The organism is Atopomonas sediminilitoris (genome assembly GCF_022601735.1).
Classification (GTDB): Bacteria; Pseudomonadota; Gammaproteobacteria; order Pseudomonadales; family Pseudomonadaceae; genus Atopomonas; species Atopomonas sediminilitoris.
The window spans coordinates 43,685-67,612 of sequence record NZ_JAKUMM010000010.1 but is presented as its reverse complement, the minus strand read 5'-3'; the positions used below and the strand labels follow the sequence as shown (position 1 = coordinate 67,612).

The following is a 23,928-nucleotide window of genomic DNA, read 5'->3' as shown; positions in this document are numbered from 1 at the left end:
GGCGCTTTAAAGCGCCAGCAAACGCGTGCGCGGATCATAAGGCGCAGGGTCAACAATCGGCTCGCGCCCCAGCAGCAAATCAGCCAATAAACGGCAACTGGCCGGCGCCATCACCAGACCATTGCGGAAATGTCCGCAGTTAAGCCACAAGCCCTCAACACCGGGTACCGGGCCAATAAACGGCACGCCATCGGGCGAGCTCGGGCGCAGCCCCGCCCAGTGCGCGACCGGCTGCTCTTGTGCCAGCTCAGGCAACAACTCAGCGACACTGGCTTGCAAACTCTGATTGGCCTCAGCAGTTGGCGTCTTGTCAAAGCCTTCATATTCCAGCGTGCTACCAAAAACGATATGCCCGTCACGGCGTGGAATCGCATAGCGCCCATCAGCCAGCACCATGCTTTTAAGCCACCCAGCCGGCTTCTTATACAGCAGCATTTGCCCCTTCACCGGCTCAACCGGCAAGGTCAAGCCCAAAGGCTTAAGTAACTCCGCCGTCCACGCCCCAGCGCACAGCACCACCGTGTCAGCGGCAATAAAACCTTGCGCCGTGTGGACGCCACGAAACTTGCCGCCTTGTACTTCTAAGCGCTGAATCGGGCACTGCTCCTGCAACGTAAACGAGGCATCCGCCGCCAACGCCGCCTGCAGCGCCTTACCTAGGCGCGGGTTTCGCACATTCGCCACACTGGGCATCCACAAAGCCCGTTGGTAGCTGCGCCCTAACGCCGGCACCTGCTGACGAACGGCGTCAGCAGACACACAGTGCATTTCACGACCATGCAACTGCGCCCACGCTAGCGCCCGCTCTTCATTGGGCAAGTCCAGCCAGTACAAACCGGTGCGCGTAACCTCAGGATCAATCCCCGTTTGCGCATGCAGCTGGTCAGCCAGCTGCGGGTAAAAGTCTTGCGACCACAAGGCTAACGCCGTGACCGCCGGCTTATAACGCCATGGATACAAGGGCGAGACGATACCACCGCCAGCCCACGAGGCCTCGCGGCACGGACTCTGCCGCTCCAGCAGACTGACCTTCACCCCAGAGCCCAGCAACTCGCGCGCAACCAGCAACCCCACCGCACCTGCGCCTACAACCAGTACATCCGACAAAATACACGCTCTCCAAACCTGCAAAATTACAAACACGTGCCAGACTAACAAGCACCTTAAACACGGATGTTAGAGGCAAACATGACCACCACCCAGCAAGGCGGAGCATCGCTGCTTGACGCCTTAGTTGCACTCAGCTTTTTAGTCACACTCGCCTGCCTAGCGGCACCCCTCGAGCAACTCATCGAGCAACAGCAGCTGCGCGCCGCCGCCAGCGAGCTCACCCAGATGACGCATCAAGCCAGAGCCTACGCACTGAGCAATAATACGCGTACGACACTCTGCTATCTCGATCAGGATCAACGCTGCAGCTCACAATGGCAGACTGCGATCAGCGTATTTACCGACAGCAACGGTAATCGCCGACTCGACAACCAAGAGCAACTCTTAAGCTTTAGCCGCCTAAAAAACATACAGCTCATCTGGCGCGGCATGGCTCCAGCTAACTCACTGCACTTTAACGGCAATGGGCATACCTTTGTCAGCAATGGCACATTCACCCTCTGCCACCCACACCTGACGCAAGGTCGAAAGCTAATCATCAACCGCCAAGGCAGGCTGCGGAGTGAGAACTCAAGCACACCTTGCGAGCATGACTAACCGTTCAGCGCGGCGACAAAACCAACCATCTGCGAAGTGTTGATGTGGGCAAAGGGAAACCGAATGATGTATCCAGACATCAATGGATACAAAGTCTCATGCAAAGATCACATGGCTTTACCCTGATCGAACTAATGATCACCGTGACCATTTTAGCGATCATCATCGGCCTAGCCGTGCCAGCTATGACCGACTTCGCCACACGCCAGCGCGTGAGTGGGCAAGCCGGCGACTTAATGCTCACCCTCGCCTACGCCCGATCAGAAGCCATCAAGCGCGGTGCAAACGTCATTGTCATACCCAAAGTCAATCAGACCACTGGCTGGTCAAATGGTTGGTGCGTGCGCTCTGATACTGCCTCCTCTTGCACTGACGATGCCAGTCTACTCAAGGACTTTGGCTCTTCCTCTACCGTGAGCATCACCAGCAGCTGGCTGGCCAGCACCCCTCAGCTGACCTTTCGCCGTGACGGCACGGTCAACGCGCAGCACAAATTCAAAGTCAGTTCAGACAAGCTCGATGCCACACGCTCAGACGCCCGCTGTGTAGAGATCACTTTTATGGGCAGAGCGGCAATCAGCAAAATCACCAAAAGCACCACGTGCCAATAAAGGATGAACGCGATGTCATTTAATACTCATCAGCAGCGCGGCAGCTCCCTCATCGAGATCCTTGTCACCGTATTGATCTTTAGCATCGGCATGCTCGGCATGGCGGCACTGCAATTGAACGCCCTGCGCAGCACCAGTGATAGTAGTCAGCGCGCGCAAGCGGTATGGCTTGCGCAGGACCTGGCCGAACGCATGCGTGCTAACCCTTCCGGCTCAGTCGCCGAATATGCCGGCGCTGGCAATGCCCCAGACTGCACCGCCTTGCCAACAACGCAATGCGCCGATCGTTATAACCCCTCAACCTCAACGGTTGTCCAAGCCACTGCCTGCACCGCAGGACAAATGGCCAAATTTGACCGCTGGGAAGCTGAATGCAGTTACTCAGGATTAGCCGCTTATAGCGCGTCTAACGGTCGCGCTTCCAGTCGCGACTTCATCAGCCTTCGTGACGGCGTCAATAACCTCTTTACCCTGACCGAAAACGGTACCACCGTTGAAATCAGCGCCAATGTCGGCAGCAAGCTAATGCAAAAAACAGGTAACAGCACAGTCGCCACACAAAACAGCATCCCCATGATGCAGGTGCAACGCTAATGAACGTCTTATCACTGAAAAAAAGCCAACGTGGCTTATCGGTTGTCGAGTTAATGATCGCCCTGGTTTTAGGCCTGATCTTGATGACTGGCATCATTCAAGTCTTTTTGACCAGCCGGCTGACCTACGCCACCAACGAAGCCATGGGCCGCTTACAAGAAAACGGCCGCTTCGCCTTAGATTTTATTAGTCGTAATGCACGTAATGCAGGCTACATAGACCCGATTAACCTGGCCAATCTGCCTGACCCACTGCCACGCTCAAACTGCAGTGACATTTGCTTGGGCGACGACACCGGCACCAACACCGACCGAATTACTTTTGCCATGCAACCGGTGCTACAGGACGGTAACCGCTACAGCTGTTCCGGGGATCTGGTGACCACCGCGAATGCGGTCATTTACAACAGTTTTTATGTTGAGAATGGCTCGCTGTGGTGCAACTGGGGCGAAGTAGGGCAACCTAAAAAAACCGCCAAAGAAATTGTCTCCGGCATCGACAGCTTACGTGTCCTCTACGGTGTATCGGCCAGCACCAACTCATCCAGCGCTTCGCAATATGTTCCTGCCAGCAGGGTGAGCGACTGGAGCCTAGTGCGCTCAGTTCGCATTGCCGTTTTAGCCAACTCGGTAGAAAAAATATCACCAGCCCCTGCCGGCGGCCTGAACTATTACCTGCTTGACGCCCCCCCCGTAAATCAAGGCAACGACGGGCTTGCTCGACAGATCTTCTCCACCACCATTCAGCTTAAAAACATCTAGGCACCCTTATGAAAAACCACACTCAGCAAGGCGCAGCACTGATCGTTGCTCTGATATTTTTGGTGGTAATGACCATCGCCGGCGTGACTGCGATGCGCTTTGCCAATCTAGAAGAGAAGCTCACAGGCAACTCGCTCATCAAAGGCCACAACTTCCAAGTCGCCAACAGCGAATTGCGTGCGCAATTGCTCAGCATTAATACCAGTCTCAGCGCGATTGACACTTTACAAAAAGCCATGGCGCAACCCCTACCGACAGATGCTGAAAAAGCAGCTGACCCAACAGCCGCCATGCTGCCCAACACAACGAGAAAGAACCAAGCCTTAACAGCAAAGGTTTCAAACACGCTAAACACAATCAACAGCTCTGTGAGGTTTTTAAAAACCTCCGTGTGCCCGGAATCCAGCGTAGAAAAATTCACTTGTTACACCTTTGAACTCAATTCAACCGCCGCTGCCGGTAACAGCAGATCTTGGCAGAGCCAAGGTTTTGACTTAGCCCTGAGCAAATGAGGCCTATCATGAAAACAATCATCATCACTGCACTGGCTTCAGCACTGACATTGACTGCACTGCAAAGCCAGGCCGAAGAAAACTTAGAAGTATTCACCGAAGCAGAACGCATCATGGTGCTGTGGGCACCGAGCGGTAATAACTTGGGCCGGGCACACGTCTTTACCTGCGAGCAATGCCAGCCCCACGTGATGACATTTGACCAAAACACAACACTGCGCCTGCAAGGGCAGCCTGCTTTGATCGAAGAATTGAAACTTAAAGTTGACTGGGCCGGTTTAGTGCAAAGCAATACAGCACAGCCAGACCGCATCATTAGCCTTGATTTGGAATAAGGGGCATGACCATGAAAATGAATAAACTCGCCATGGCCATCAGCGCCTGCTTATATACCAGCTTAACGTTTCACACTGCGCTAGCTGACGACACTGAAATTTACGTACCCAAAGACCTGCCCGCCGACCAACAAGTGCGGCCAAATATTTTATTTATCTTGGATTCATCTGGCTCCATGGACAGCAAAGTGGCAGGCACGAACCAGACCAGAAACACCGTAATGAAGAACGTCGTGAACAACCTCATCGACGAACTTAAAGCTAAGGAAGATGTCAATATTGGCATCATGCGCTTTCGTGGCTACAACAACAACAACGAAGAAGGCGGACATATCTTATATCCCGTCACTCGCCTAACAAGCAGTAGTGCCACATCCGTTAAAACTATCGTCAACAACATTCCCGCTGTTGACTGGACACCCTTATCAGAAACCTACCACGAAGCTTACCTGTACATGACAGGCCAAGCGCCCAAATACGGTAACACGCTAAGCATTAATTCTTCGAAATCTGGCGGCAAATATATTTCTCCGGTTGAACATAGCTGCCAGCAATCACACATCATCTACATCACTGACGGCGAACCTACTAAAGACACCAGCAGTAGAAGCGAAATACTTTCATTAACAAAAAACGCCAACACGACCTATACAAGCTGCGGCACAGGGAACGGCGCATGCCTGCCTAACTTAGCCGAGTACATGGGCAATCAAGACTTGTTCCCTAACCCCAGCTTTGACGACCCCACTAGCCGCAAGCAAACCGTCACTTCACATTTCGTAGGCTTTGCCATTGACTTACCTCTACTTAAAAACTCAGCTGAAATCAGCGGCGGCAAGTATTACACCTCAAGCAACGTATCCGGCCTAACGGATGCACTGAAAGCCATTGTTACCGACATCACCGCCGCCAACACCACGTTTACCGCCCCCAGCGTTGCTGTTAGCGCCTTTAACAACCTAGGTTATCGCGACGACCTCTATTACGCCTTATTCCGCCCAGCTGAAGGCGCACGCTGGCCGGGCAACGTTAAGCGTTACAAACTAGCTACCGACAGTAATGGCGCGCGTATTATTGCTGATAAAAACGGCAACAACGCCATTGACGCAAGTACGGGCTTCTTTAATGACAATGCTTCTAGCTACTGGTCCACGCTCGACGGCAAAGACATTGCCAAAGGCGGCGTCGCCGCATTGCTGACATCGCCCAATTCGCGCAACATATTAACTTGGAGCGGCACTGAGCCCACACCCACAGCCAGCAGCGGAGTAACGGGCACCACATCATTAGTTCCCCTGTCCTCGTTGGATAGCAATGGAAACAACTCACTGTTTGGCGCGAGCAACAACGCTACTCGCCAAAATTACGTGAAATGGGCCAAAGGCATTAATCCTGACGGCAGCAACCGCCTAGCCATTGGTGACGTACTGCACAGCGAACCATTGTTGGTGGCGTACAAAGTCGACGATTACTTAAATCGCGAAGCAGAAACCTCTGTGTCATCCAAAGAAAAGCTCTATATGTTCTTTGGCACCAACGAAGGCTACTTACACGCCATCGACCCGACTGATGGCTCAGAGAAATTCGCCATTATCCCTAAAGACCTATTAAAAAACCCTGGCGCTTATTACGAAAACCGCACAGGCTCTAGCAATAAAGCTTATGGCTTAGACGGCAAAATCACTATTGCAGCCGATTACACTGGCACAAATACCACTGAATACACGACCGACCGCACTCGCACTTTAACCAAAGCTAATCTATATGTTGGTATGCGCCGCGGCGGTAGCAACTATTACGCATTTGATCTTGCCGACATCAGCAGCCCAAAACTTAAGTGGGTTATCAAAGGCCCGCAACAGAACAAACAAGCGGATGGAAGTTTCACCAATGACAGCTCGGTGGCCACCCCGGGCTTTGAAAAGCTAGGCAACACCTTCTCAGCCGCAAAAGTAGCAAAGATCAAATTAACTAGCGGCGCCGAGCAACAAGTCTTGGTTTTCACCGGCGGCTACGATCTTGATCAAGATAAAATTGGCACAAACGTGCCTAAGAATGATGACGTCGGTAACAGCCTTTACATTGTCAACGCCGATACCGGCCAGCTCATTTGGCGCGCCGGCAATACCGGCGACAGCACTGCCAACCTGAAAGTGGCTAACATGACCAACAGCATGGCGGCCGACCCTACCTTGGTCGATATTGATGGCGATGGCCTGCTGGACATCATTTACGCCAGCGACATGCGCGGCCAAGTGTTCCGTTTTGACATCAACAACACCGGCACCGGCAGCACCTTTGACGGTGCCCGCATTGCCCAGCTTGGCGGCGTGGATGCGGCGCACAATCGTCGCTTCTTTACCTCACCCGATGTGGCGTTAATTCGCGAGCGCGGCGGTGCGACTTACTTCACCATTTCGATTGGTTCAGGCTTCCGTGAAAGCCCTCTTAACACCGACACCAACGATCGCTTTTATGTCTTACGTGACCCGTTTGTTAACACCAAACCCAGCACAACAGCCCCTAGCACTTACCCCAACATCAGCGAGAGCGACTTGGTTGATGTGTCCAGCGTAAACCTGACAGACTCCCAAGCGACCACCGTGCTAGCGGATATCAAGGTAAAAGAAGATGCCATGACGGCACTCAACGACGCCTTGGCCACCGCGCGCGCGAATTTGGATGCTTATAAGGTCAGTAGCGGCTTTCAAGCCAAACAAGACGCGGCCAACCTGAACAAGACGTTAGCCAACGACAAGCAACGCTCGATGGATGACATCACCAGCACCCAACCGTACATTGAGCAACACGCGCCTAACACCAAGGCGCAGAGTGACTACCAAGCCCTGATTCGCGACACCCATGCCGCGCTGCAAGGGGTTGAAGCTGCCTATCAAGCCGCGAAATCACTCGACGACAGCGCCGACTCCGCTGCGCTGACCTCGGCTGCCACCTCGGCACAAGGTGAGCTAACCACTGCAAGCAACAATTACAACGCCGCCAAACTGATTTCCGATGCCGATGCCGCTGACTTCGCGAGCAAAGACAATACGGCAACAAACGCTGAAACTGCTGCCACCGCTGCAGAGGCCTTGGCAGCCACCAAGCTGACAGAACAACAAACTGCACAGCAAAACTATGACGATGCAGTGGCAGACGTACCGGGGAAAACTGCCGCTAAAACCGCAGCCGACAGTGCGCACGCCACCGCCTTTACAAACCACGGCAATGCGGTGTCCGCGCAAGGCAGCGCGGTGACAGCCAAAGACAACGCTGTTAGTGATCTCACCAGCAAAACAACCACTCGCGACACCGCACAAACAAACCTTAATACAGCAATTGCAGATCTAGCGCTCAACCCAACCGACCCAACGCTAATTGCCGCGAAAGACTCTGCACAAGCAACATTCGACGCCGCTGAAGCGGCCTACAATGCTGCCGTTATTGTTCGCGACAATGCTGTCACGGCACTAGACACAGCCAATAGCGACCTTACTGCTGCAAACTCCGCACTAGCGACTGCCGCTGCCGCGCAAACTGCAGCCAACATCGCGCTCACTGCAGCCACTGCCCTTGTGGCAACCACCAACACAGCCTTGGGCACAGCCAATACCGCCCTTGCTAGCGCCAATACTGCTGCCACAGCCGCGCGCAACCAAGCCACCGCAGATCGCGGCATAGCCAATACCGCGCAAGGCGTAGCAACGGCGTCGGCCACAACCACAGCCGCTAAGCTGCAACTGAAGACGGACGCACAAACCGCTTACGACAATGCGGTCGCAGCGCGTGACAAAGCAGTCACCGATGATGCTGCTGCGTCTGCGATGCTCAGTTTGCGAGACAAGTTGGCCTTAGAGGTTGAAAGCCTCACTGCACTACGCGACGCCGCTGATGCCAAATGGAAAGTCGTTACCGACCTCGAGGACGCCTTAATCGCCGCTAAAAATGATCCTAATTTTGATAGCGATTTGATCCCTGGCATGGAGACAACCCTAAGCACTGCTCGTACGACCTACGCTGCGGAACAAGCCGTCATCGACCGTGCCGCCATCAACGCCAACAGCACCAGCATCCAAGCGCTACTCGCGCAAATTAATAGCGCATTAAACGCAGGCGCTACAGGCCCTACAGGTCCTACAGGTCCTACAGGTCCGGACGCTACCGCGATTGCTGCCGCGCTGGTAACACCGCTGGCTGATCTCAAAGCCGCACTTGGCTTTAGCGGCACGGCGACTAAAACGGCCGCTGAACTACTGGCCATCGACGAAGCCACCAAAGCGACCGAGCTAGCCAACTTGGCCACTAACCAAGCCAGTGTCGTTGCCACGCTAATTCAGCTGGCCACCGACCGCGACGCTTACCTTACCTTGGCCACTGGCTACCAAACTGATGCCGATACCATCGCAGCGGTGCTCTACACTAGCGGCCTACTAACGTCGCAGCAGTTTAGCGACGCGACCGCAGCAGCAGCACCGGAAGCCCTGACAGTGTTTGCGGCGTACCAGTATTTGGTGGACTTAGCGATTAAGAACGCCGAAGACCCTGTCACCGGCCTACCTGCTCTGCGCACGCAAATTAACAACCTCTATACCCAGCTCACCCCCGGCAACAGCTACACACCGAACACCGCGCTACTCAAATCAAGCAAGGGTTTTTACCTACGCTTGCCTAAAGGCGAAAAGGTCTTGTCGACCTCCGTTTCCTTCGGTGGTGCCGTCTTGTTCACTACCTTTAGCCCGCGCGGTCAAACCACTTCAACCTGTGGCTCGGATGTGGGTGTAGGCCGCTTGTATGCCATGAGCCTGCGCGATGCCTCAGCGGTATTTACCCAAACCATCAACGGGACTAAAACCCCAGTACGCAGCTTTGATTTGACCCGCTCAGGTATTCCACCAAGCCCTGCCGTGGTGTTAGGTCAAGATAAACCTGCCATCATTGTGGGTAGTGAATCGCTAGACTTAACCTGCGTAGACGCTAACAACGCATTGTGTAGCAACCAAAGCGCAGCCGACCCTCTTTACTGGAGAGAAAATTAATGAATCAACGTGGCTTCTCTCTGATGGAGTTGATGATCGTGGTAGCAATCGTCGGCATTTTGGCCGCGATTGCTTACCCAAGCTATCAGCGCTATGTAGTTAAAACCGGCCGCACCGACGGCCAAGCCAAACTTAGCGAGATCATGCAAGCACAAGAGCGTCGCTTTGCCACTGCCCAAAGTTACATCACTAACTTAGGTGCTGGCGGCCTCGGCTATGGCGTTGTCGCCGACGCGGCCGTGCCCTCGGATGAAGGTCGCTATAACATCAGTGCCGCTGCGTGCGCAGGACTAACCATTGCGACCTGCGTAGTACTCACCGCGACCCGCCAGGGCGCGCAAGCCAATGATGCCGAGTGCGGCAATCTGACGCTGGATAGTCGCGGCATTAAAGGCGAAAGCGGAACCCTTACAGTCGATGACTGTTGGTAAACCCAACCCATAAAAAAACCGCCTTCGGGCGGTTTTTTTATGGGTTCTTCCGTTAAAGCTCTTTCAATCGCAGCTCTTTGGGCATTGAGAACGTGACATTCTCCGGCTCGCCGTCTAACTCAACCGCAGCGACACCACCCAGCGCCTGTAAGCGTTCGATAACACCCTGCACCAGCACTTCCGGCGCGGAGGCGCCGGCGGTGATGCCTACTTGCTTAACACCCTTGAGCCATTGCGGCTGTATTTCTTCAGCGCCGTCGATTAAGTACGCGGGGGTGTGCATGCGTTCGGCTAGCTCGCGCAGGCGGTTGGAGTTGGAGCTATTGGGGCTGCCCACCACCAACACCAAGTCACACTCGCTGGCCAGCTGCTTAACCGCATCTTGGCGGTTTTGCGTGGCGTAGCAGATGTCGTCTTTCCGTGGCCCGTGGATGGCTGGGAATTTCGCACGCAAGGCGTCGATGACTTTACTGGTGTCATCCATCGACAAGGTGGTTTGGGTAACGTAGGCCAAGGCGTCTGGATTGCGCACGGTCATGGCGGCGACGTCGGCTTCATCTTCTACCAAATGAATCGCGCCGCCGTTGCTGGCGTCATACTGGCCCATGGTGCCTTCTACTTCAGGATGGCCTTCGTGGCCAATCAGCACGCATTCGCGGCCTTCGCGGCTGTAGCGCACCACTTCCATATGGACTTTGGTGACCAGCGGGCACGTGGCATCAAAGACTTTTAAGCCGCGCCGCTCTGCCTCTTGGCGCACGGCCTGACTCACACCGTGGGCGCTAAAAATCACGATGACGTTATCGGGCACTTGATCGAGCTCTTCGACAAACACCGCGCCGCGCTCACGCAGATCGTTGACCACAAACTTGTTGTGTACCACTTCATGGCGCACATAAATCGGTGGGCCGAACACCTCAAGCGCGCGATTGACGATTTCGATGGCGCGATCGACGCCGGCACAAAAGCCGCGCGGATTGGCTAGCTTGATCTGCATGCCTTACCCAGCCGTGGGCTGGACCTCCAAAATCTCAACGTCAAAGGTCAGCGCTTTGCCGGCGAGCGGATGGTTAAAGTCGATCACCACAGTATCGCCCTCCAACGCTTTAACCACGCCGGGCAATTCGGCATTGGCGGCATCGTTGAAAATCACCAACAGCCCTTCGGATAATTCCATGTCTTGGAAGTTATCGCGTGGCATGCGCTGCACGTTCTGCGGATTGGGCTGACCAAAGCCTTGTTCCGGTGTGATGGCGAGGCTTTTTTGCTCGCCGGCACGGCTACCAAACAATGCCTGCTCAAAACCGGGCAACAGGCTGCCGTCACCCACGGTAAAGGTGGCCGGGCTCTTGTCGAAGGTGGAGTCCACCACCTCGCCATTGTCGGCAAATTTGAGGGCAAAGTGCAGGGTTACGCGGCTATCCGGGCCAATCACAACGTCAGACATGTTTTTCTCCGGACGGGGCTTCGTCTTTCTTGAATACATCTTTAAACAGCATCACCGCACCCACGGTAATGCCACAATCGGCGAGGTTAAACGCCGGAAAATAATACTCGCTACGCCAGTGCACGAGGATAAAGTCCACCACTTGGCCCAGCATCACGCGGTCGTACAAGTTACCCAGCGCACCGCCGAGCACCATGGCTAAGGCGATTGCCGTCCAGCGGTCTTGCTTAGGTAAGCGCTTAAGCCAGATCACCAAGGCGATGCTCACACCCACCGCAATCACGGCAAAAAACCAGCGCTGCCAGCCAGAGTGCCCCGCCAGAAAGCTAAACGCAGCGCCTTTGTTGTAGGCCAGCGTCCAGCTGAAGTAGTCGGGAATGACCACGATCTGCTGGTACACCTGATAGTTAAACAAGCCTTCGAAGTACACCTTGCTCAGGCGGTCTGCCACCAACAGCAGCAGACTCAGCCACAACCACGGCAAACCGCCTTGTTTGAGGCGATCAAGCATGCTGACGCACCTCACCTGCGCCACTGATGTTTTCGACACAGCGGCCGCAGATTTCTTCGTGCCCAGCCTGTTGGCCGACGTCTTCGCGGTGATGCCAGCAGCGCACGCACTTGGGTGCTTGGCTGACCACAATGCTCAGCTTCAGCCCGTCTACCTCGGTGGCAACGGCGTTATCGCCAGCGGCTGCCAGGTCTTGCACGCTGGCCTTGGAGGTAATCAAGACAAAGCGCAGCTCATCGCCTAGACGGGCAAAATCGGCTTGAATCTCAGCCGTGGCAAACAGGGTAACTTCCGCTTGCAGGTTGGCTTTGATCAGCTTTTGGCTGCGCTGATTTTCTAGCTCTTTGTTCACCGCATCCTTGACCAGCATCACGCGCTGCCAGAACGCCATGTTCAACTCAGCATCCGCCGGTAAGGCTTCGAGGCCGGTATAGAATGTGTTCAACAGCGTGGATTCGTTACGCTCGCCCGGCAAGAAGCTCCAAATCTCATCGGCGGTAAAGCTCAGAATCGGTGCAATCCAGCGCACCAAGGCTTCGGCGATGTGGTACAGCGCACTCTGACACGAGCGGCGCGCGCGGCTATTGGCCTGCGTGGTGTACTGACGGTCTTTGATGATATCGAGGTAGAAGCCGCCCAACTCCTGCACGCAGAAGTTATGCACCTTTTGGTACACCACCAAGAAGCGGTAGTTGCTGTAAGCCTCAAGGATTTCTGCCTGCAACTCGGCGGCGCGGGCCACGGCCCAGCGATCGAGATCAAGCATTTGCTCGCACGGCAACAAGTCTTGCTTGGGGTCAAAGCCATTCAGGTTAGCCAGCAGGAAGCGCGCGGTGTTGCGGATGCGGCGGTACGAATCCGCCGTACGACTAAGAATTTGGTCCGACACTGCCATCTCTGCCGAATAATCGGTGGAGGCAACCCACAGACGCAGAATATCCGCACCCAGCTTGTCCATCACCGATTGCGGCGCAACCACATTACCCAAGGATTTGGACATCTTGCGCCCGTCTTGATCGACGGTAAAGCCGTGGGTCAGCACTTGCTTGTAAGGCGCTTTGCCGTGGATAGCGATGCTGGTTTTCAGTGACGACTGGAACCAGCCGCGATGCTGGTCGGAGCCTTCCAGGTACAAGTCGGCGGGGAAGCCAAGCTCTTCGCGGCGCTCCAGCACCGCCGCATGCGTGACGCCGGAGTCAAACCAAACATCCAGCGTATCGGTGACTTTGACGTATTCAGCGGCATCGGCACCGATAAGCTCGGCGGCATCCAGCTCAAACCAAGCATCGATGCCATTCTCGGCAATACGCTGCGCCACCTGTTCGAACAGCTCCTGCGTGCGCGGGTGCAGCTCTTCGGTGTCTTTGTGGATAAACAGGGTGATCGGCACGCCCCATGTGCGCTGGCGCGACACACACCAATCAGGGCTTTGCTCCAGCATGCCCTCGATACGGTTTTGGCCCCACTCCGGCACCCAGCGCACGCCTTTGACGGCGGCTTTGGCGTCATCCAGCAGGCCTTTCTCGTCCATCGAGATAAACCACTGCGGCGTGGCACGGTAAATCAGCGGCGTTTTGGTGCGCCAGCAGTGCGGGTAGCTGTGCTGGAATTTCTTCACGCACACCAGCTTGCCACTCTCACGCAGGGCACCGAGTACCGGCTCATCGGCCTTGTACACGTGCACGCCGGCAAATTGGCCGGCCGCCGCACTATAAGTGCCATCAGCTTGAACCAAATTTAACGTGCCGAGACCATAGGCTTGGCCGACTTGGAAGTCTTCAATACCGTGGTCGGGGGCGGTATGCACCGCGCCGGTACCGGCATCTAAGGTGACGTGATCACCGAGGATCACCGGCACTTCGCGGTCAAACACTGGATGCGTCAGCAGCAAGCCTTCCAGCGCGGCGCCACGGCAAACACCCAGCTCTTGCCAGTCGTCTACACCCCAGCGCGGCATGATGTCTTTGAGCAAGTCGGTCGCCAGCACCAGGCGCTCGACACCGTTACCGGCGTCCAACTGCACCAAGCTGTACTCCAGCTCGGCATTCAGGGCCACGGCTTGGTTGGCTGGAATGGTCCACGGTGTGGTGGTCCAGATCACCAGCGAGGCAACACCTTGGCCTGCGGCATCAGGGAAGGCGGCCAACAATTTGGCTTGATCGACGGCGGTGAAACGCACATCGATGGCGGTCGAGGTCTTGTCTTGGTATTCCACCTCGGCCTCGGCCAGAGCACTCTGCCCGACCACGCTCCAGTACACCGGCTTGTAGCCTTTGACCAAGTGGCCATTGGCAACGATGCGACCTAGGCTGCGCACGATGTCGGCTTCGGTCTGGAAGTTCATCGTCAGGTAGGGGTTGTCCCAGTCACCCAGCACGCCCAAGCGGATAAAGTCGCGCTTCTGCCCGGCCACTTGGGTGGCGGCATACTCTCGGCACTTTTGGCGAAACTCGCGGTAGGGCACCTTGTCGCCGGCACGACCGATCATCGTCTCGACTTTGTGCTCAATCGGTAGACCGTGACAGTCCCAGCCGGGCACGTAGGGCGCATCGAAGCCAGCCAATGTCTTGGACTTTACAATGATGTCCTTGAGGATTTTGTTCACTGCATGGCCGATGTGGATATCACCGTTGGCATACGGCGGGCCATCGTGCAGCACGAACTTGGGCCGACCGGCGCTAATCGCACGAATCTTCTGGTACAGGCCAATGCTGTCCCATGCCTTGAGCATGTCGGGTTCGCGCTGGGCCAGACCGGCTTTCATGGGAAAGTCGGTTTCCGGAAGATTGAGGGTTGCTTTGTAGTCGGTCATGGCTCTGGGCTCATTCCTGCTTGCATAAAGAACTGCCCTGTCACACAGGGCGCGATAATGGGTGTTGCTGCCAGTAGGCGCGTGCCGCGGCGATATCTTGCTCAATCGCGGCTTTGAGGGCGTCTAGTCCAGCAAATTTTTGTTCGTCACGTACTTTGGCATGAAACTGCACGCTCAGGCGCTGGCCGTATAAATCACCGGCAAAATCCAGCAAATGCACCTCAAGGTGGGCCTGCCCGTCGCCCTGCACTGTCGGGCGCTCGCCAATGTTAGCCACGCCAGCCCAACGCTGCCCGCCGCGCTCGGCGCTCACCACGTACACCCCATGCAGCGGCGCACGCAAACGCTTGAGTTGGATATTCGCCGTCGGCACACCAATTGTGCGGCCGAGCTTTTGTCCGTGCAGCACGCGCCCTTGAATCACATAAGGACGCCCCAGCAGGCTTTCTGCCGTCGCGAAGTCGCCACTATCAAGCGCTGCGCGAATCCGTGTGCTGCTGACTCGCTCAGCTCCCAGCGCCACGGTTTGATTGTTTTCGACGCTAAACCCCAGCTGCGTGCCAGTCTGCTGTAAAAAAGCAAAATCACCGGCACGGTCGCAGCCAAAGCGAAAATCATCGCCCACTTGCAGATGCTGAACACCCAAGCCGTCGCAGAGAATTTTTTGCACGAAGGCGTCGGCGGTCAGTTCACGCAAGCGCTCGTTGAAGGCCAGACACAGCACACGATCGACACCCGCCTCAGCCAACAGGGCCAGCTTGTCACGCAAGCGACTCAAGCGCGCCGGCGCTTGTTTGCCGGCAAAAAACTCCCGCGGCTGCGGCTCAAACAACACCACGCAGCTGGGCAGATCGGCGCGCGCGGCAGCGTCATGCAAACGCGCCAGAATCGCCTGATGCCCCATGTGGACACCATCGAAGTTACCGATGCTGACCACATGCCCACGGTGCCTTGGGCGCAGATTGTGCAAACCTCTAACCAACTCCATAGTGCTTTGCTTTAGCAGCGCCTTACCAAAATCAAAAGAGGGCGATTATAGCCTTGCCACAAGCTCACTGACCAACCGCTCAGTGACGCAAATGCCGCGGACGCAACCCCGCCAACAGCAAAGCCAAGACATAAGCGGCCCCGCCGGCAGCCACCAAGACACTCATCCAGCCAGCTCGCATCTGCCAGCCCCACGCAAACCAGGTGGCATGTTCAGGATTTAGCCACACCACCACGGCCAACATCGCCGCGCAAGCCAGCAGCAACTGCAACAAGAAGCGCCCCCAGCCCGGCGCAAACTCGTACACGCCGGCCTTACGCAGCCCCCACAGCAATAGCGTGGTGTTGAGCATCGCCGACAGCGACGTCGCCAGCGCCAAGCCCACGTGCTGCAACGGCCAGATCAGAATCAGGTTCATCACCATGTTGGCGACCATGCAAATAATCGCGATGCGCACTGGCGTTTTGGTGTCTTGCCGCGCAAAGAAGCCGGGCGCCAGAACCTTGATCAGCATGAAAGTCAGAACGCCGAGCGAATACGCCTGCAGCGCTAAGGCCGATTGTTCGACCGCCACTTGCGTCATGGCGCCGTAAAAAAACAAGGTCGCGATCAAGGGCTCCGCCAACAAGGCCAAGGCCAAGGCTGCCGGCACGCCAACCAGCAAGACCATGCGCAGCGCCCAGTCGATGGTTTTACTGAACGCCTTGGGATCGCTACTGGCATGCTGCCGCGACAGCGACGGCAAAATCACCGTGCCGATGGCGATACCGAAGGCTCCCAAGGGCAATTCCGACAAACGGTCAGCGTAATACAGCCACGACACACTGCCCGTTTGTAAGAACGAAGCCAGCACAGTATCGAGCAACAAATTGATCTGACTGACCGACACGCCAAACAACGCCGGCAGCATCAAGGTCATGATTTTACGCACGCCCTCGTCTTTAAAGCCCCAGCGCGGGCGCGGCAAAAGGCCGATACGCGCCATAAATGGCAGCTGAAACAGCAACTGCGCTACCCCAGCAATGAACACCCCCCACGCCAAGGCAAACACGGGTTCAGCAAAGTACGGGGTTAAACCTACGGTGGCGGCAATCATGCAGATATTCAGCAGCACCGGGGTAAACGACGGCACGGCAAAGCGCCCATAGCTGTTGAGCACGCTGCCGCAAAACGCGGTCAGTGAAATCAGCAATAGATAAGGAAAGGTGATAGCCAGCATCTCGCCAGCCAACGCCAGCTTGGCCGGCTCGCTATGAAATCCTGGCGCAAACACTGTGATCAACACCGGCGCGCCAGCCACCCCCAGCAGGGTGACACCACTGAGCACCACCCCCAGCGTACCGGCGGTGCGCGCCACTAACAGCTTGACCTCGTCAAAGCTGCGCTGCGATTGGTACTCCGCCAGCACCGGCACGAAGGCTTGCGCAAACGCCCCTTCGGCAAATAGTCGGCGCAAAAAGTTGGGGATTTTGAACGCAACAAAGAAAGCATCCGCCGCCGAGCCGGAGCCAAAATAGGCAGCCACCACCATGTCGCGGACCATGCCCAAGACGCGCGACAACAGTGTCATGACACTGACCACCGCACTGGATCGCAACAAGCCGCTTTTTGCCGGCGCCGTCGTCATAGCCTACCCCTAAGAATTTACGGCGCCGAGTGTAACCAACTGCAAGGCCGTCACTCCAGCACGACGCATTATTTAGGGTTGACAGCACGACGCATGGGCGGCATCATCTGCCGCCTTATTTGGTAACCCCCCCAGTATTTCGAGGAGCTCGACGGTGGCTAATATCCCCTCCGCCAAGAAACGCGCTAAGCAGGCTGAGAAGCGCCGCAGCCACAATGCTAGCCTGCGTTCTATGGTTCGCACTTACATCAAAAACGTCGTTAAGGCCGTTGCTGCCAAAGACGCCGAAAAAGCCCAGGCTGCATACGTTGCTGCTGTTCCGGTCATCGACCGCATGGCCGACAAGGGCATCATCCACAAGAACAAGGCTGCTCGTCATAAGAGCCGTCTGAACGCTCAGGTTAAAGCGCTGTCACAAGCCGCCTGATCGGTTCTACCGGATGCAACAAAAAAACCAGCCTAGTGCTGGTTTTTTTGTTGCCGTAACACTTATTCGGCGGAAGCCTGCGGCCACGGCATCAGTGGGATCGCAGTAATACTGTTTTGCGGACTCCCCTCGATCAGACGATCGCTGTACACCAAATAGACCAGCACCCCACGCTTTTGATCATGAAAGCGCACCACCTGCATGCTCTTGAACACCAGCGAAGTGCGCTGCTTAAACACCTCTTCACCGTCTTTAAGCGGCTCAAGAATACGGATCGGCCCAACCTGCCGACACGCAATCGAAGCTTCCGAGCGATCTTCCGCCAAGCCCAGCCCACCTTTGATGCCACCGGTTTTAGCCCGCGACAAATAACAGGTCACACCCTCGACCTTGGGGTCATCAAAGGCCTCAACCACCACCTTGTCATTCGGCCCCAGCCACTTGAACACCGTGGCCACCTCGCCGATTTCCTCTGCCGGCGCAGCCACAGAAAAACCCAGCGCGCCTAACAAGCCAACAACCAATCCGTATTGCTTCATCGCATAGCCCTCATAACCGCAGCGTGACAACACCGAGTTACACCAGCACCAAGTTGTCGCGGTGCAGCAACTCCAAGTCATCGACATAGCCCAACAAGCGCTCAATCGCCTCACTGGGCTGGCCGGCAATTTTCGCCGCCTCAAGCGCACTGTAATTGACCAGCCCGCGCGCCACTTCAGCGCCTTGCACATCCACACACGCTACCATCTCACCACGGCGAAATTGGCCGCGCACTTCGCGCACACCCACAGGCAGCAAGCTCTTGTGCCCGTCACGCAAGGCGCGCACGGCGCCATCATCCAGCACCAAGGTGCCGCGCATTTGTAAATGCCCAGCCAGCCACTGCTTACGCGCCACCAACGGGGTGCGCTCAGGCGTTAGCAAGGTACCAATACGCTCGCCAGCCTTTAGGCGCGTGATCACCTGTTCAATGCGCCCACCAATGATGACCGTGTGACTGCCCGAGCGCGCCGCCAGTCGTGCCGCACGCAACTTAGTCGCCATGCCGCCACGACCTAAGGCGCCCGCACTGCCGCCAGCCTTCGCATCCAAAGAGGGGTCATCGGCGCGCGCCTCAAAAATCAGCTGCGCATCGGGATTGCTACGCGGATCGGCCTCAAACATACCGTCACGATCAGTGAGAATGACCAGCAAATCCGCCTCAACCAAATTGGCCACCAGCGCCGCCAAGGTGTCGTTATCACCAAAGCGGATTTCATCGGTGACCACGGTGTCATTCTCGTTAATCACCGGAATAACGCCAAAATCCACCAGACTGCGCAGCGCGCTCCGAGCATTGAGGTAGCGCTTACGATCGGACAAGTCGTCGTGCGTCAGCAGCACTTGCGCGGTGTGCAAACCATGCTGTTTAAAGCTCGATTCCCACGCCTGCACCAAGCCCATTTGCCCCACTGCGGCAGCTGCCTGCAGCTCATGCATGGCCTTGGGCCGCTCACTCCAGCCCAGCGTACGCATACCCGCCGCGACCGCACCGGAAGACACCAGCACCAGCTCCACGCCCGCCTGATGCAACGCCACCAACTGCTCGACCCACACCGCCATGGAGTTGCGGTCCAAGCCCTTGCCGTCATCGGTCAGCAATGCACTGCCGATCTTCACCACCCAACGCTCTGCCTGTTGAACCTTCTCGCGCATTGCCTTCCATCCACACAAACGAAGGGCGGTCAGCGACCGCCCATCCAATCCAACGTTACGCCACGCGACTAGTCACGCACGTAGATGATCTCCGGACCATCTTCGTCGTCTTCACCCCAGTCATCGTCCAGATCTTCGTCTTCTTCACCCTTGGGCAGCAAGCCCTGCTTACGCAAGGCGCGACGATCATCCAGCTCCTGAATGTGAGAACGAGCCTCAGCCTCGATGCGCTCATCCAGCTCTTTAAGCTCAGCAGCGAAGGCTTCGTCTTCTTCTAACAACTCACCACGACGCTCAATGTAGCTCATGATTTCGCGGCAAAGCTGCTCGGTGCCTTCGCGCTCCAGCGCAGACACCACATACACCTTGCCCTGCCAGTTCAAGCGATCAACCACCGCCTGTACGCGCTCTTGTTGCTCATCCTCGAGCAACTGATCGGCCTTATTCAGCACCAGCCAACGCTCGCGCTCCATCAGCGCCGGGCTGAACTTCTCCAGCTCATTGAGGATGATTTCGGCCGCATCCGCCGGATCAGACAAATCCAGCGGCGCCATATCGACCAAATGCAGCAACAAACGTGTGCGCGACAAGTGCTTCAGGAAGCGCGTGCCCAAGCCTGCGCCACCAGCAGCCCCTTCGATCAAGCCAGGGATATCCGCCAACACAAAGCTGCGATGCGAACCAACCCGCACGACACCTAAGTTCGGCACGATAGTGGTGAACGGGTAGTCCGCCACTTTCGGCTTAGCCGCCGAGACTGCGCGAATAAAGGTGCTCTTGCCCGCATTCGGCATACCGAGCAAGCCAACATCGGCCAACACCTTGAGTTCCATCTTCAGGTCACGGGCTTCGCCCAATGTACCCTTACTGGTTTGCCGCGGCGCGCGGTTAACACTGGACTTAAACCGCGTGTTACCCAAACCATGCCAGCCGCCCTTGGCTACCAGCAAACGCTGACCATCTTCTTTGAGGTCACCGATGATTTCTTGCGTGCCCGCATCGATCACTGTCGTACCGATCGGCACCGTCAGGATGACATCTTCACCCTTAGCGCCGGTGCAGTCTTTACTGCCGCCATTTTGCCCACGCTGCGCTTGAAAGCGCCGCGTGTAGCGGTAATCGACCAGGGTATTGAGGTTAACGTCAGCTACCAGATAAACCGAGCCGCCGTCACCGCCGTCGCCACCATCCGGGCCGCCTTTTTCAATGAACTTTTCACGGCGGAAGCTCATGCAACCATTGCCGCCATCGCCAGCCTGAACGCGGATGCTGACTTCGTCTACGAATCTCATGGGAATGTCTCCCATCCTGTGGGGATGGGCTCACTGTAGAACAATATGACTAGAAACAAAAAAGCCCCGTCATCGACAGGGCTCTTTCACTCAAGCAGTGATTAGGCGTTAACCACGGTCACATACTTGCGGTTAAAGGCGCCCTTAACCACGAACTTGATCACGCCGTCAGCCTTAGCGAACAGGGTGTGATCTTTGCCCATGCCAACATTGCTGCCAGCGTGGAACTTAGTACCGCGCTGACGCACGATGATGTTGCCGGCTTTGACCACTTGGCCGCCGTACATTTTCACGCCTAAGCGTTTAGCTTCTGAGTCGCGGCCGTTACGTGTACTACCGCCAGCTTTTTTGTGTGCCATGGATGCAATCCTCCAAAAAAGGTTTAGGCCTGAATGCCGGTGATCTTGATTTCAGTGAACCACTGACGGTGGCCCTGACGCTTCATGTGGTGCTTACGACGACGGAACTTGATGATGCGAATTTTTTCGCCGCGACCATGAGTAACCACTTCAGCAGTTACTTTGGCGCCTTCAACAACCGGCGCACCGATTTTAACGTCATCACCGTTGCCAACCAGCAACACGCGATCGAAAGCAATGGCTTCGCCAGTAGCGACTTCCAGCTTCTCGACCTTAAGGAACTCACCTTCGGCAACTTTGTATTGCTTGCCACCGGTAACAATTACTGCGTACATGTATGTTCTCCGTTAATCCTGCTCACCCGGCGCTTTATAGAAAGAATAATCGACCGGCATGGCTGTCTGGTTTGCGAGACCTCCCGCTTACCAGACGATTGCGTTGGCAGGGAAAACCTGGGTAATAGATTCAGGGGCCGCGATTTTACGCAAACCCTCAAGCGCAAGCAAGCCTGAACTCGCGATAAAGCAACAGCCACGCCGCACCACGCCTTTACCCAACGGATGCAGTCTTGCCTCTTTAGTTTAAGCGCCCGCCTTGACACCCCTCGCCCCCACACCTAGCATGCCGCGCATCTCTAGAGGAAGCCCGCCGCCCATGCAGCCACAGGCCATTATTGAACTGGTTGCCGACGACTTCAGCGCCGTCGACAGCGAAATCCGCACCCGTTTGCAGTCGCGCGTACCGCTGGTCGGCAAAATTGGCGACTACATTGTCTCGGCGGGCGGCAAGCGCCTGCGCCCCCTTTTGGTGCTCTTAGTTGCCAACGCGCTGGGCACCTCGCCTGGCAATCACCGTTTGCTCGCGGCCATCATCGAGTTCCTGCATACCGCCACCTTGCTGCACGACGATGTGGTCGATGCGTCCGGCATGCGTCGCGGCCGCTCAACCGCCAACGCTTTATGGGGCAACGCGCCCAGCGTGCTGGTCGGTGACTTCTTGTATTCACGCTCGTTCGAAATGATGGTCGAGCTCGGCTCGATGCCGGTGATGCAGGTGCTCTCGCAGGCGACCCGCGTGATCGCTGAGGGCGAAGTCCTGCAGCTGTCTAAAGTGCGCGACGCCAGCACCAGCGAAGAAACCTATATGGAAGTGATTCGCTGCAAGACCGCCATGCTGTTTGAAGCCTCCACGCATACCGCCGCGATCCTCTGCGGCGCCAGCGATGAGCAACGCGAAGCCTTACGCCAATACGGCGACGCGCTCGGCATCGCCTTCCAGCTGGCTGACGACTTGCTCGACTACCGCGGCAATGCCGATGAAATGGGCAAAAACGTGGGCGATGATCTCGCCGAAGGCAAGCCGACACTACCGTTGATCTTTACCATGCGCGAAGGCACTGCCGAGCAGGCCGCACTGGTGCGTGAAGCGATTCAAAAAGGCGGCAGCAGCGACATCACTGCGATCGGCCAAGCCGTCGAGGCCAGTGGCTCGCTTGATTACACCGCCAAGCTGGCCCAGCAATTCGCCAATCAAGCTGTAGAACTACTGCAAACCCTACCCGCCTCGCCCTACCGCGAAGCCCTTGAAGCGCTAGCCCGTTTCTCGGTAGCGCGCACGCACTAAATCGCCGGCGGCCAACGCGGCCGCCCTTGCCACCATGACACTCACGCAGCAGCGACCGTTGGTCATTCTGCATTTGCCTTGCGCTTAAATGGTAATTATTATCATTTGCAATTAAAGCAAGGAGGTGTGCCATGACTTATCTCATTGATGCTTGGCTTGAGCGACCGGAACCCCGTTTGCGCATTTTGCATTGCGGCAGCGGTCGTGTGTGCGCAGAGTTTGATAGCGCCGCGATTCGCGAATTGGTCGATCAAGGCGATCTTGATCTGCACGAGCTAGAGCAAACCCCACCACACGCGCTCAAAGAAACCGTGCGCCAGCTGTTTTTACTCTGCTACGCCCGTGCCTTAGGGCAAAGCCATTGGCTGTAGCGTCAACCCGCACTCGGCAGGCATCCCGTATTAGCCTGCCGCCACATCGCGCAATCCAGCGTCGAGCAGACGACTCAAGCCTTGCAGCGCCTTCTCAACAAACCGCTCATCACTGGCGCCCGTCGGCAGCGGCAACACGCCATGAATCACCAACGCCGCCAAGCCATGGGTATAAGACCAACTGGCCAACGCCGCGCTGCGGACCTCGGTGGAATCAACAGGCTTGGCCAATACCTCGGCAATGATGCGGTGCAGCTCACCGAAGGCTTCAGTGCGCGCATGCAACAGCGCCGGAATGAGATCTTCCGGGGTTAACTCGGGGCCAAACATCAGCTGATACAACGCCGGATTAGCGCGTGCGAAGGCAAAGTAAGCCAGCACGCCATCGCGCATTTTCTGTGCCGCACTGGCGGAGGCCGCACGCCGGCTTAATGCCGCGCCCAGCTCACGAAACCCTTGCGCTGCCAACTCGCCCAGCAGCTCGCTGCGGTTGGCGTAATGGTGATAAGCCGCGGTAGAGCTAACCCCCACACGCTCGGAAACAGCGCGCAGCGAGAGCTTGCTCGGCCCCACCTCAACCAGCAGTTGCCGCGCCGCTGCTAACAGCTGCGGGGCTAAATTACCGACGTGGTAGGTATCGCGCTTACGGGGTTTGGCCTGACTCATCGACTCTCATGCTTGTACGTGCAAGGTGGTACGACATCCTATCACCAGAAAGAATCTTAACACTGATAAGATAGCACTCGTACTCTTGCCCAACGATTTGGCCCACGTCGCCTCATTCGATTC

Annotated in this window: 24 protein-coding genes; 11 read left to right on the top strand and 13 right to left on the bottom strand. The window is 56.4% G+C overall.

Translation table 11 applies throughout. The features are described from left to right. Positions 1 to 6 precede the first annotated feature (6 nt). Positions 7 to 1,110 carry a glycine oxidase ThiO gene (gene thiO, locus MKI83_RS15375; protein ID WP_241588229.1) on the bottom strand — a complete coding sequence of 368 codons (1,104 nt, stop codon included), beginning with the start codon at positions 1,108 to 1,110 and terminating at the stop codon, positions 7 to 9. A 78-nt stretch (positions 1,111 to 1,188) separates the two neighbouring features. Here thiO and MKI83_RS15370 point away from each other — a divergent pair, with 78 nt between their 5' ends. The 8 genes from MKI83_RS15370 (at position 1,189) to MKI83_RS15330 (ending at position 9,987) form a co-directional block, all read left to right on the top strand. Further along, the gene (locus MKI83_RS15370) at positions 1,189 to 1,707 is read left to right on the top strand and encodes a GspH/FimT family pseudopilin (protein ID WP_241588103.1); all 519 of its coding nucleotides are present in this window, start codon (positions 1,189 to 1,191) and stop codon (positions 1,705 to 1,707) included. Between the two features lie 98 nt (positions 1,708 to 1,805). Further along, positions 1,806 to 2,318 (top strand): GspH/FimT family pseudopilin, encoded by a 513-nt coding sequence (locus MKI83_RS15365; RefSeq protein ID WP_241588101.1) that lies wholly within the window; start codon positions 1,806 to 1,808, stop codon positions 2,316 to 2,318. Between the two features lie 12 nt (positions 2,319 to 2,330). Beyond that, positions 2,331 to 2,912 (top strand): type IV pilus modification protein PilV, encoded by a 582-nt coding sequence (gene pilV / locus MKI83_RS15360; protein WP_241588099.1) that lies wholly within the window; start codon positions 2,331 to 2,333, stop codon positions 2,910 to 2,912. Next, positions 2,912 to 3,673: a PilW family protein gene (locus MKI83_RS15355; RefSeq protein ID WP_272493072.1), complete on the top strand. Its 762-nt coding sequence runs from the start codon at positions 2,912 to 2,914 to the stop codon at positions 3,671 to 3,673. The genes pilV and MKI83_RS15355 overlap by 1 nt, the downstream gene beginning before the upstream one ends. 8 nt (positions 3,674 to 3,681) lie before the next feature. Then, complete coding sequence (locus MKI83_RS15350; RefSeq protein ID WP_241588096.1) at positions 3,682 to 4,185, top strand: pilus assembly PilX family protein; 504 nt, start codon at positions 3,682 to 3,684, stop codon at positions 4,183 to 4,185. 8 nt (positions 4,186 to 4,193) lie between these two features. Continuing rightward, positions 4,194 to 4,520, top strand: a complete 327-nt coding sequence (locus MKI83_RS15345; RefSeq protein ID WP_241588094.1) for a hypothetical protein — start codon at positions 4,194 to 4,196, stop codon at positions 4,518 to 4,520. Positions 4,521 to 4,531: 11 nt separating this feature from the next. Beyond that, positions 4,532 to 9,556, top strand: a complete 5,025-nt coding sequence (locus MKI83_RS15340; RefSeq protein WP_241588093.1) for a pilus assembly protein — start codon at positions 4,532 to 4,534, stop codon at positions 9,554 to 9,556. Beyond that, positions 9,556 to 9,987 carry a type IV pilin protein gene (locus tag MKI83_RS15330; protein WP_272493071.1) on the top strand — a complete coding sequence of 144 codons (432 nt, stop codon included), beginning with the start codon at positions 9,556 to 9,558 and terminating at the stop codon, positions 9,985 to 9,987. The genes MKI83_RS15340 and MKI83_RS15330 overlap by 1 nt, the downstream gene beginning before the upstream one ends. A 52-nt stretch (positions 9,988 to 10,039) precedes the next feature. Here the strand turns inward: MKI83_RS15330 and ispH are convergent, their stop codons facing one another. From ispH to murJ, 6 genes are all read right to left on the bottom strand, one after another. Next, positions 10,040 to 10,984 (bottom strand): 4-hydroxy-3-methylbut-2-enyl diphosphate reductase, encoded by a 945-nt coding sequence (gene ispH, locus MKI83_RS15325; RefSeq protein ID WP_241588092.1) that lies wholly within the window; start codon positions 10,982 to 10,984, stop codon positions 10,040 to 10,042. A gap of 3 nt (positions 10,985 to 10,987) precedes the next feature. Further along, positions 10,988 to 11,434 (bottom strand): FKBP-type peptidyl-prolyl cis-trans isomerase, encoded by a 447-nt coding sequence (locus tag MKI83_RS15320; protein ID WP_241588091.1) that lies wholly within the window; start codon positions 11,432 to 11,434, stop codon positions 10,988 to 10,990. Next, positions 11,427 to 11,945: a signal peptidase II gene (gene lspA, locus MKI83_RS15315; RefSeq protein ID WP_241588090.1), complete on the bottom strand. Its 519-nt coding sequence runs from the start codon at positions 11,943 to 11,945 to the stop codon at positions 11,427 to 11,429. Before lspA ends, MKI83_RS15320 begins: the two co-directional genes overlap by 8 nt. Continuing rightward, entirely contained in the window at positions 11,938 to 14,757 is a 2,820-nt protein-coding gene (gene ileS, locus MKI83_RS15310) for an isoleucine--tRNA ligase (RefSeq protein ID WP_241588089.1), read from the bottom strand. The genes lspA and ileS overlap by 8 nt, the downstream gene beginning before the upstream one ends. 40 nt (positions 14,758 to 14,797) lie before the next feature. Continuing rightward, positions 14,798 to 15,745: a bifunctional riboflavin kinase/FAD synthetase gene (ribF, locus tag MKI83_RS15305; protein WP_241588088.1), complete on the bottom strand. Its 948-nt coding sequence runs from the start codon at positions 15,743 to 15,745 to the stop codon at positions 14,798 to 14,800. 79 nt (positions 15,746 to 15,824) lie between these two features. Beyond that, positions 15,825 to 17,372 carry a murein biosynthesis integral membrane protein MurJ gene (murJ, locus tag MKI83_RS15300; RefSeq protein ID WP_241588086.1) on the bottom strand — a complete coding sequence of 516 codons (1,548 nt, stop codon included), beginning with the start codon at positions 17,370 to 17,372 and terminating at the stop codon, positions 15,825 to 15,827. A 154-nt stretch (positions 17,373 to 17,526) separates the two neighbouring features. On the opposite strand from murJ, the gene rpsT reads away from it, so the two are divergent. Beyond that, positions 17,527 to 17,799, top strand: a complete 273-nt coding sequence (gene rpsT, locus MKI83_RS15295) for a 30S ribosomal protein S20 (protein WP_241588084.1) — start codon at positions 17,527 to 17,529, stop codon at positions 17,797 to 17,799. Positions 17,800 to 17,861: 62 nt separating this feature from the next. Here the strand turns inward: rpsT and MKI83_RS15290 are convergent, their stop codons facing one another. The 5 genes from MKI83_RS15290 to rplU all read right to left on the bottom strand — a co-directional run bounded on the left by MKI83_RS15290 (position 17,862) and on the right by rplU (position 21,480). After that, entirely contained in the window at positions 17,862 to 18,338 is a 477-nt protein-coding gene (locus MKI83_RS15290) for a CreA family protein (protein ID WP_241588083.1), read from the bottom strand. Between the two features lie 37 nt (positions 18,339 to 18,375). Continuing rightward, positions 18,376 to 19,494, bottom strand: a complete 1,119-nt coding sequence (gene proB, locus MKI83_RS15285; protein ID WP_241588082.1) for a glutamate 5-kinase — start codon at positions 19,492 to 19,494, stop codon at positions 18,376 to 18,378. Positions 19,495 to 19,562: 68 nt separating this feature from the next. Then, positions 19,563 to 20,786 (bottom strand): Obg family GTPase CgtA, encoded by a 1,224-nt coding sequence (cgtA, locus tag MKI83_RS15280; RefSeq protein WP_241588081.1) that lies wholly within the window; start codon positions 20,784 to 20,786, stop codon positions 19,563 to 19,565. 101 nt (positions 20,787 to 20,887) lie between these two features. Next, positions 20,888 to 21,145, bottom strand: a complete 258-nt coding sequence (gene rpmA / locus MKI83_RS15275) for a 50S ribosomal protein L27 (protein WP_241588080.1) — start codon at positions 21,143 to 21,145, stop codon at positions 20,888 to 20,890. Positions 21,146 to 21,168: 23 nt separating this feature from the next. Next, positions 21,169 to 21,480, bottom strand: a complete 312-nt coding sequence (rplU, locus tag MKI83_RS15270) for a 50S ribosomal protein L21 (RefSeq protein WP_241588079.1) — start codon at positions 21,478 to 21,480, stop codon at positions 21,169 to 21,171. A gap of 319 nt (positions 21,481 to 21,799) precedes the next feature. On the opposite strand from rplU, the gene MKI83_RS15265 reads away from it, so the two are divergent. Both MKI83_RS15265 and MKI83_RS15260 read left to right on the top strand, forming a co-directional pair. Then, complete coding sequence (locus MKI83_RS15265; RefSeq protein ID WP_241588078.1) at positions 21,800 to 22,768, top strand: polyprenyl synthetase family protein; 969 nt, start codon at positions 21,800 to 21,802, stop codon at positions 22,766 to 22,768. Positions 22,769 to 22,899: 131 nt separating this feature from the next. Beyond that, complete coding sequence (locus MKI83_RS15260; RefSeq protein WP_241588077.1) at positions 22,900 to 23,139, top strand: PA4570 family protein; 240 nt, start codon at positions 22,900 to 22,902, stop codon at positions 23,137 to 23,139. Positions 23,140 to 23,169: 30 nt separating this feature from the next. Here the strand turns inward: MKI83_RS15260 and MKI83_RS15255 are convergent, their stop codons facing one another. Next, positions 23,170 to 23,805 carry a TetR/AcrR family transcriptional regulator gene (locus tag MKI83_RS15255; RefSeq protein ID WP_241588075.1) on the bottom strand — a complete coding sequence of 212 codons (636 nt, stop codon included), beginning with the start codon at positions 23,803 to 23,805 and terminating at the stop codon, positions 23,170 to 23,172. Between the last annotated feature and the right edge of the window lie 123 nt (positions 23,806 to 23,928).

Coding starts and splice junctions, on each gene's coding strand:
- MKI83_RS15370 (WP_241588103.1), top strand. CDS start 1,189: ATGACCACCACCCAGCAAGGCGGAGCATCGCTGCTTGACGCCTTAGTT.
- MKI83_RS15365 (WP_241588101.1), top strand. CDS start 1,806: ATGCAAAGATCACATGGCTTTACCCTGATCGAACTAATGATCACCGTG.
- pilV (WP_241588099.1), top strand. CDS start 2,331: ATGTCATTTAATACTCATCAGCAGCGCGGCAGCTCCCTCATCGAGATC.
- MKI83_RS15355 (WP_272493072.1), top strand. CDS start 2,912: ATGAACGTCTTATCACTGAAAAAAAGCCAACGTGGCTTATCGGTTGTC.
- MKI83_RS15350 (WP_241588096.1), top strand. CDS start 3,682: ATGAAAAACCACACTCAGCAAGGCGCAGCACTGATCGTTGCTCTGATA.
- MKI83_RS15345 (WP_241588094.1), top strand. CDS start 4,194: ATGAAAACAATCATCATCACTGCACTGGCTTCAGCACTGACATTGACT.
- MKI83_RS15340 (WP_241588093.1), top strand. CDS start 4,532: ATGAAAATGAATAAACTCGCCATGGCCATCAGCGCCTGCTTATATACC.
- MKI83_RS15330 (WP_272493071.1), top strand. CDS start 9,556: ATGAATCAACGTGGCTTCTCTCTGATGGAGTTGATGATCGTGGTAGCA.
- ispH (WP_241588092.1), bottom strand. CDS start 10,984: ATGCAGATCAAGCTAGCCAATCCGCGCGGCTTTTGTGCCGGCGTCGAT.
- MKI83_RS15320 (WP_241588091.1), bottom strand. CDS start 11,434: ATGTCTGACGTTGTGATTGGCCCGGATAGCCGCGTAACCCTGCACTTT.
- lspA (WP_241588090.1), bottom strand. CDS start 11,945: ATGCTTGATCGCCTCAAACAAGGCGGTTTGCCGTGGTTGTGGCTGAGT.
- ileS (WP_241588089.1), bottom strand. CDS start 14,757: ATGACCGACTACAAAGCAACCCTCAATCTTCCGGAAACCGACTTTCCC.
- ribF (WP_241588088.1), bottom strand. CDS start 15,745: ATGGAGTTGGTTAGAGGTTTGCACAATCTGCGCCCAAGGCACCGTGGG.
- murJ (WP_241588086.1), bottom strand. CDS start 17,372: ATGACGACGGCGCCGGCAAAAAGCGGCTTGTTGCGATCCAGTGCGGTG.
- MKI83_RS15290 (WP_241588083.1), bottom strand. CDS start 18,338: ATGAAGCAATACGGATTGGTTGTTGGCTTGTTAGGCGCGCTGGGTTTT.
- proB (WP_241588082.1), bottom strand. CDS start 19,494: ATGCGCGAGAAGGTTCAACAGGCAGAGCGTTGGGTGGTGAAGATCGGC.
- cgtA (WP_241588081.1), bottom strand. CDS start 20,786: ATGAGATTCGTAGACGAAGTCAGCATCCGCGTTCAGGCTGGCGATGGC.
- rpmA (WP_241588080.1), bottom strand. CDS start 21,145: ATGGCACACAAAAAAGCTGGCGGTAGTACACGTAACGGCCGCGACTCA.
- rplU (WP_241588079.1), bottom strand. CDS start 21,480: ATGTACGCAGTAATTGTTACCGGTGGCAAGCAATACAAAGTTGCCGAA.
- MKI83_RS15265 (WP_241588078.1), top strand. CDS start 21,800: ATGCAGCCACAGGCCATTATTGAACTGGTTGCCGACGACTTCAGCGCC.
- MKI83_RS15260 (WP_241588077.1), top strand. CDS start 22,900: ATGACTTATCTCATTGATGCTTGGCTTGAGCGACCGGAACCCCGTTTG.
- MKI83_RS15255 (WP_241588075.1), bottom strand. CDS start 23,805: ATGAGTCAGGCCAAACCCCGTAAGCGCGATACCTACCACGTCGGTAAT.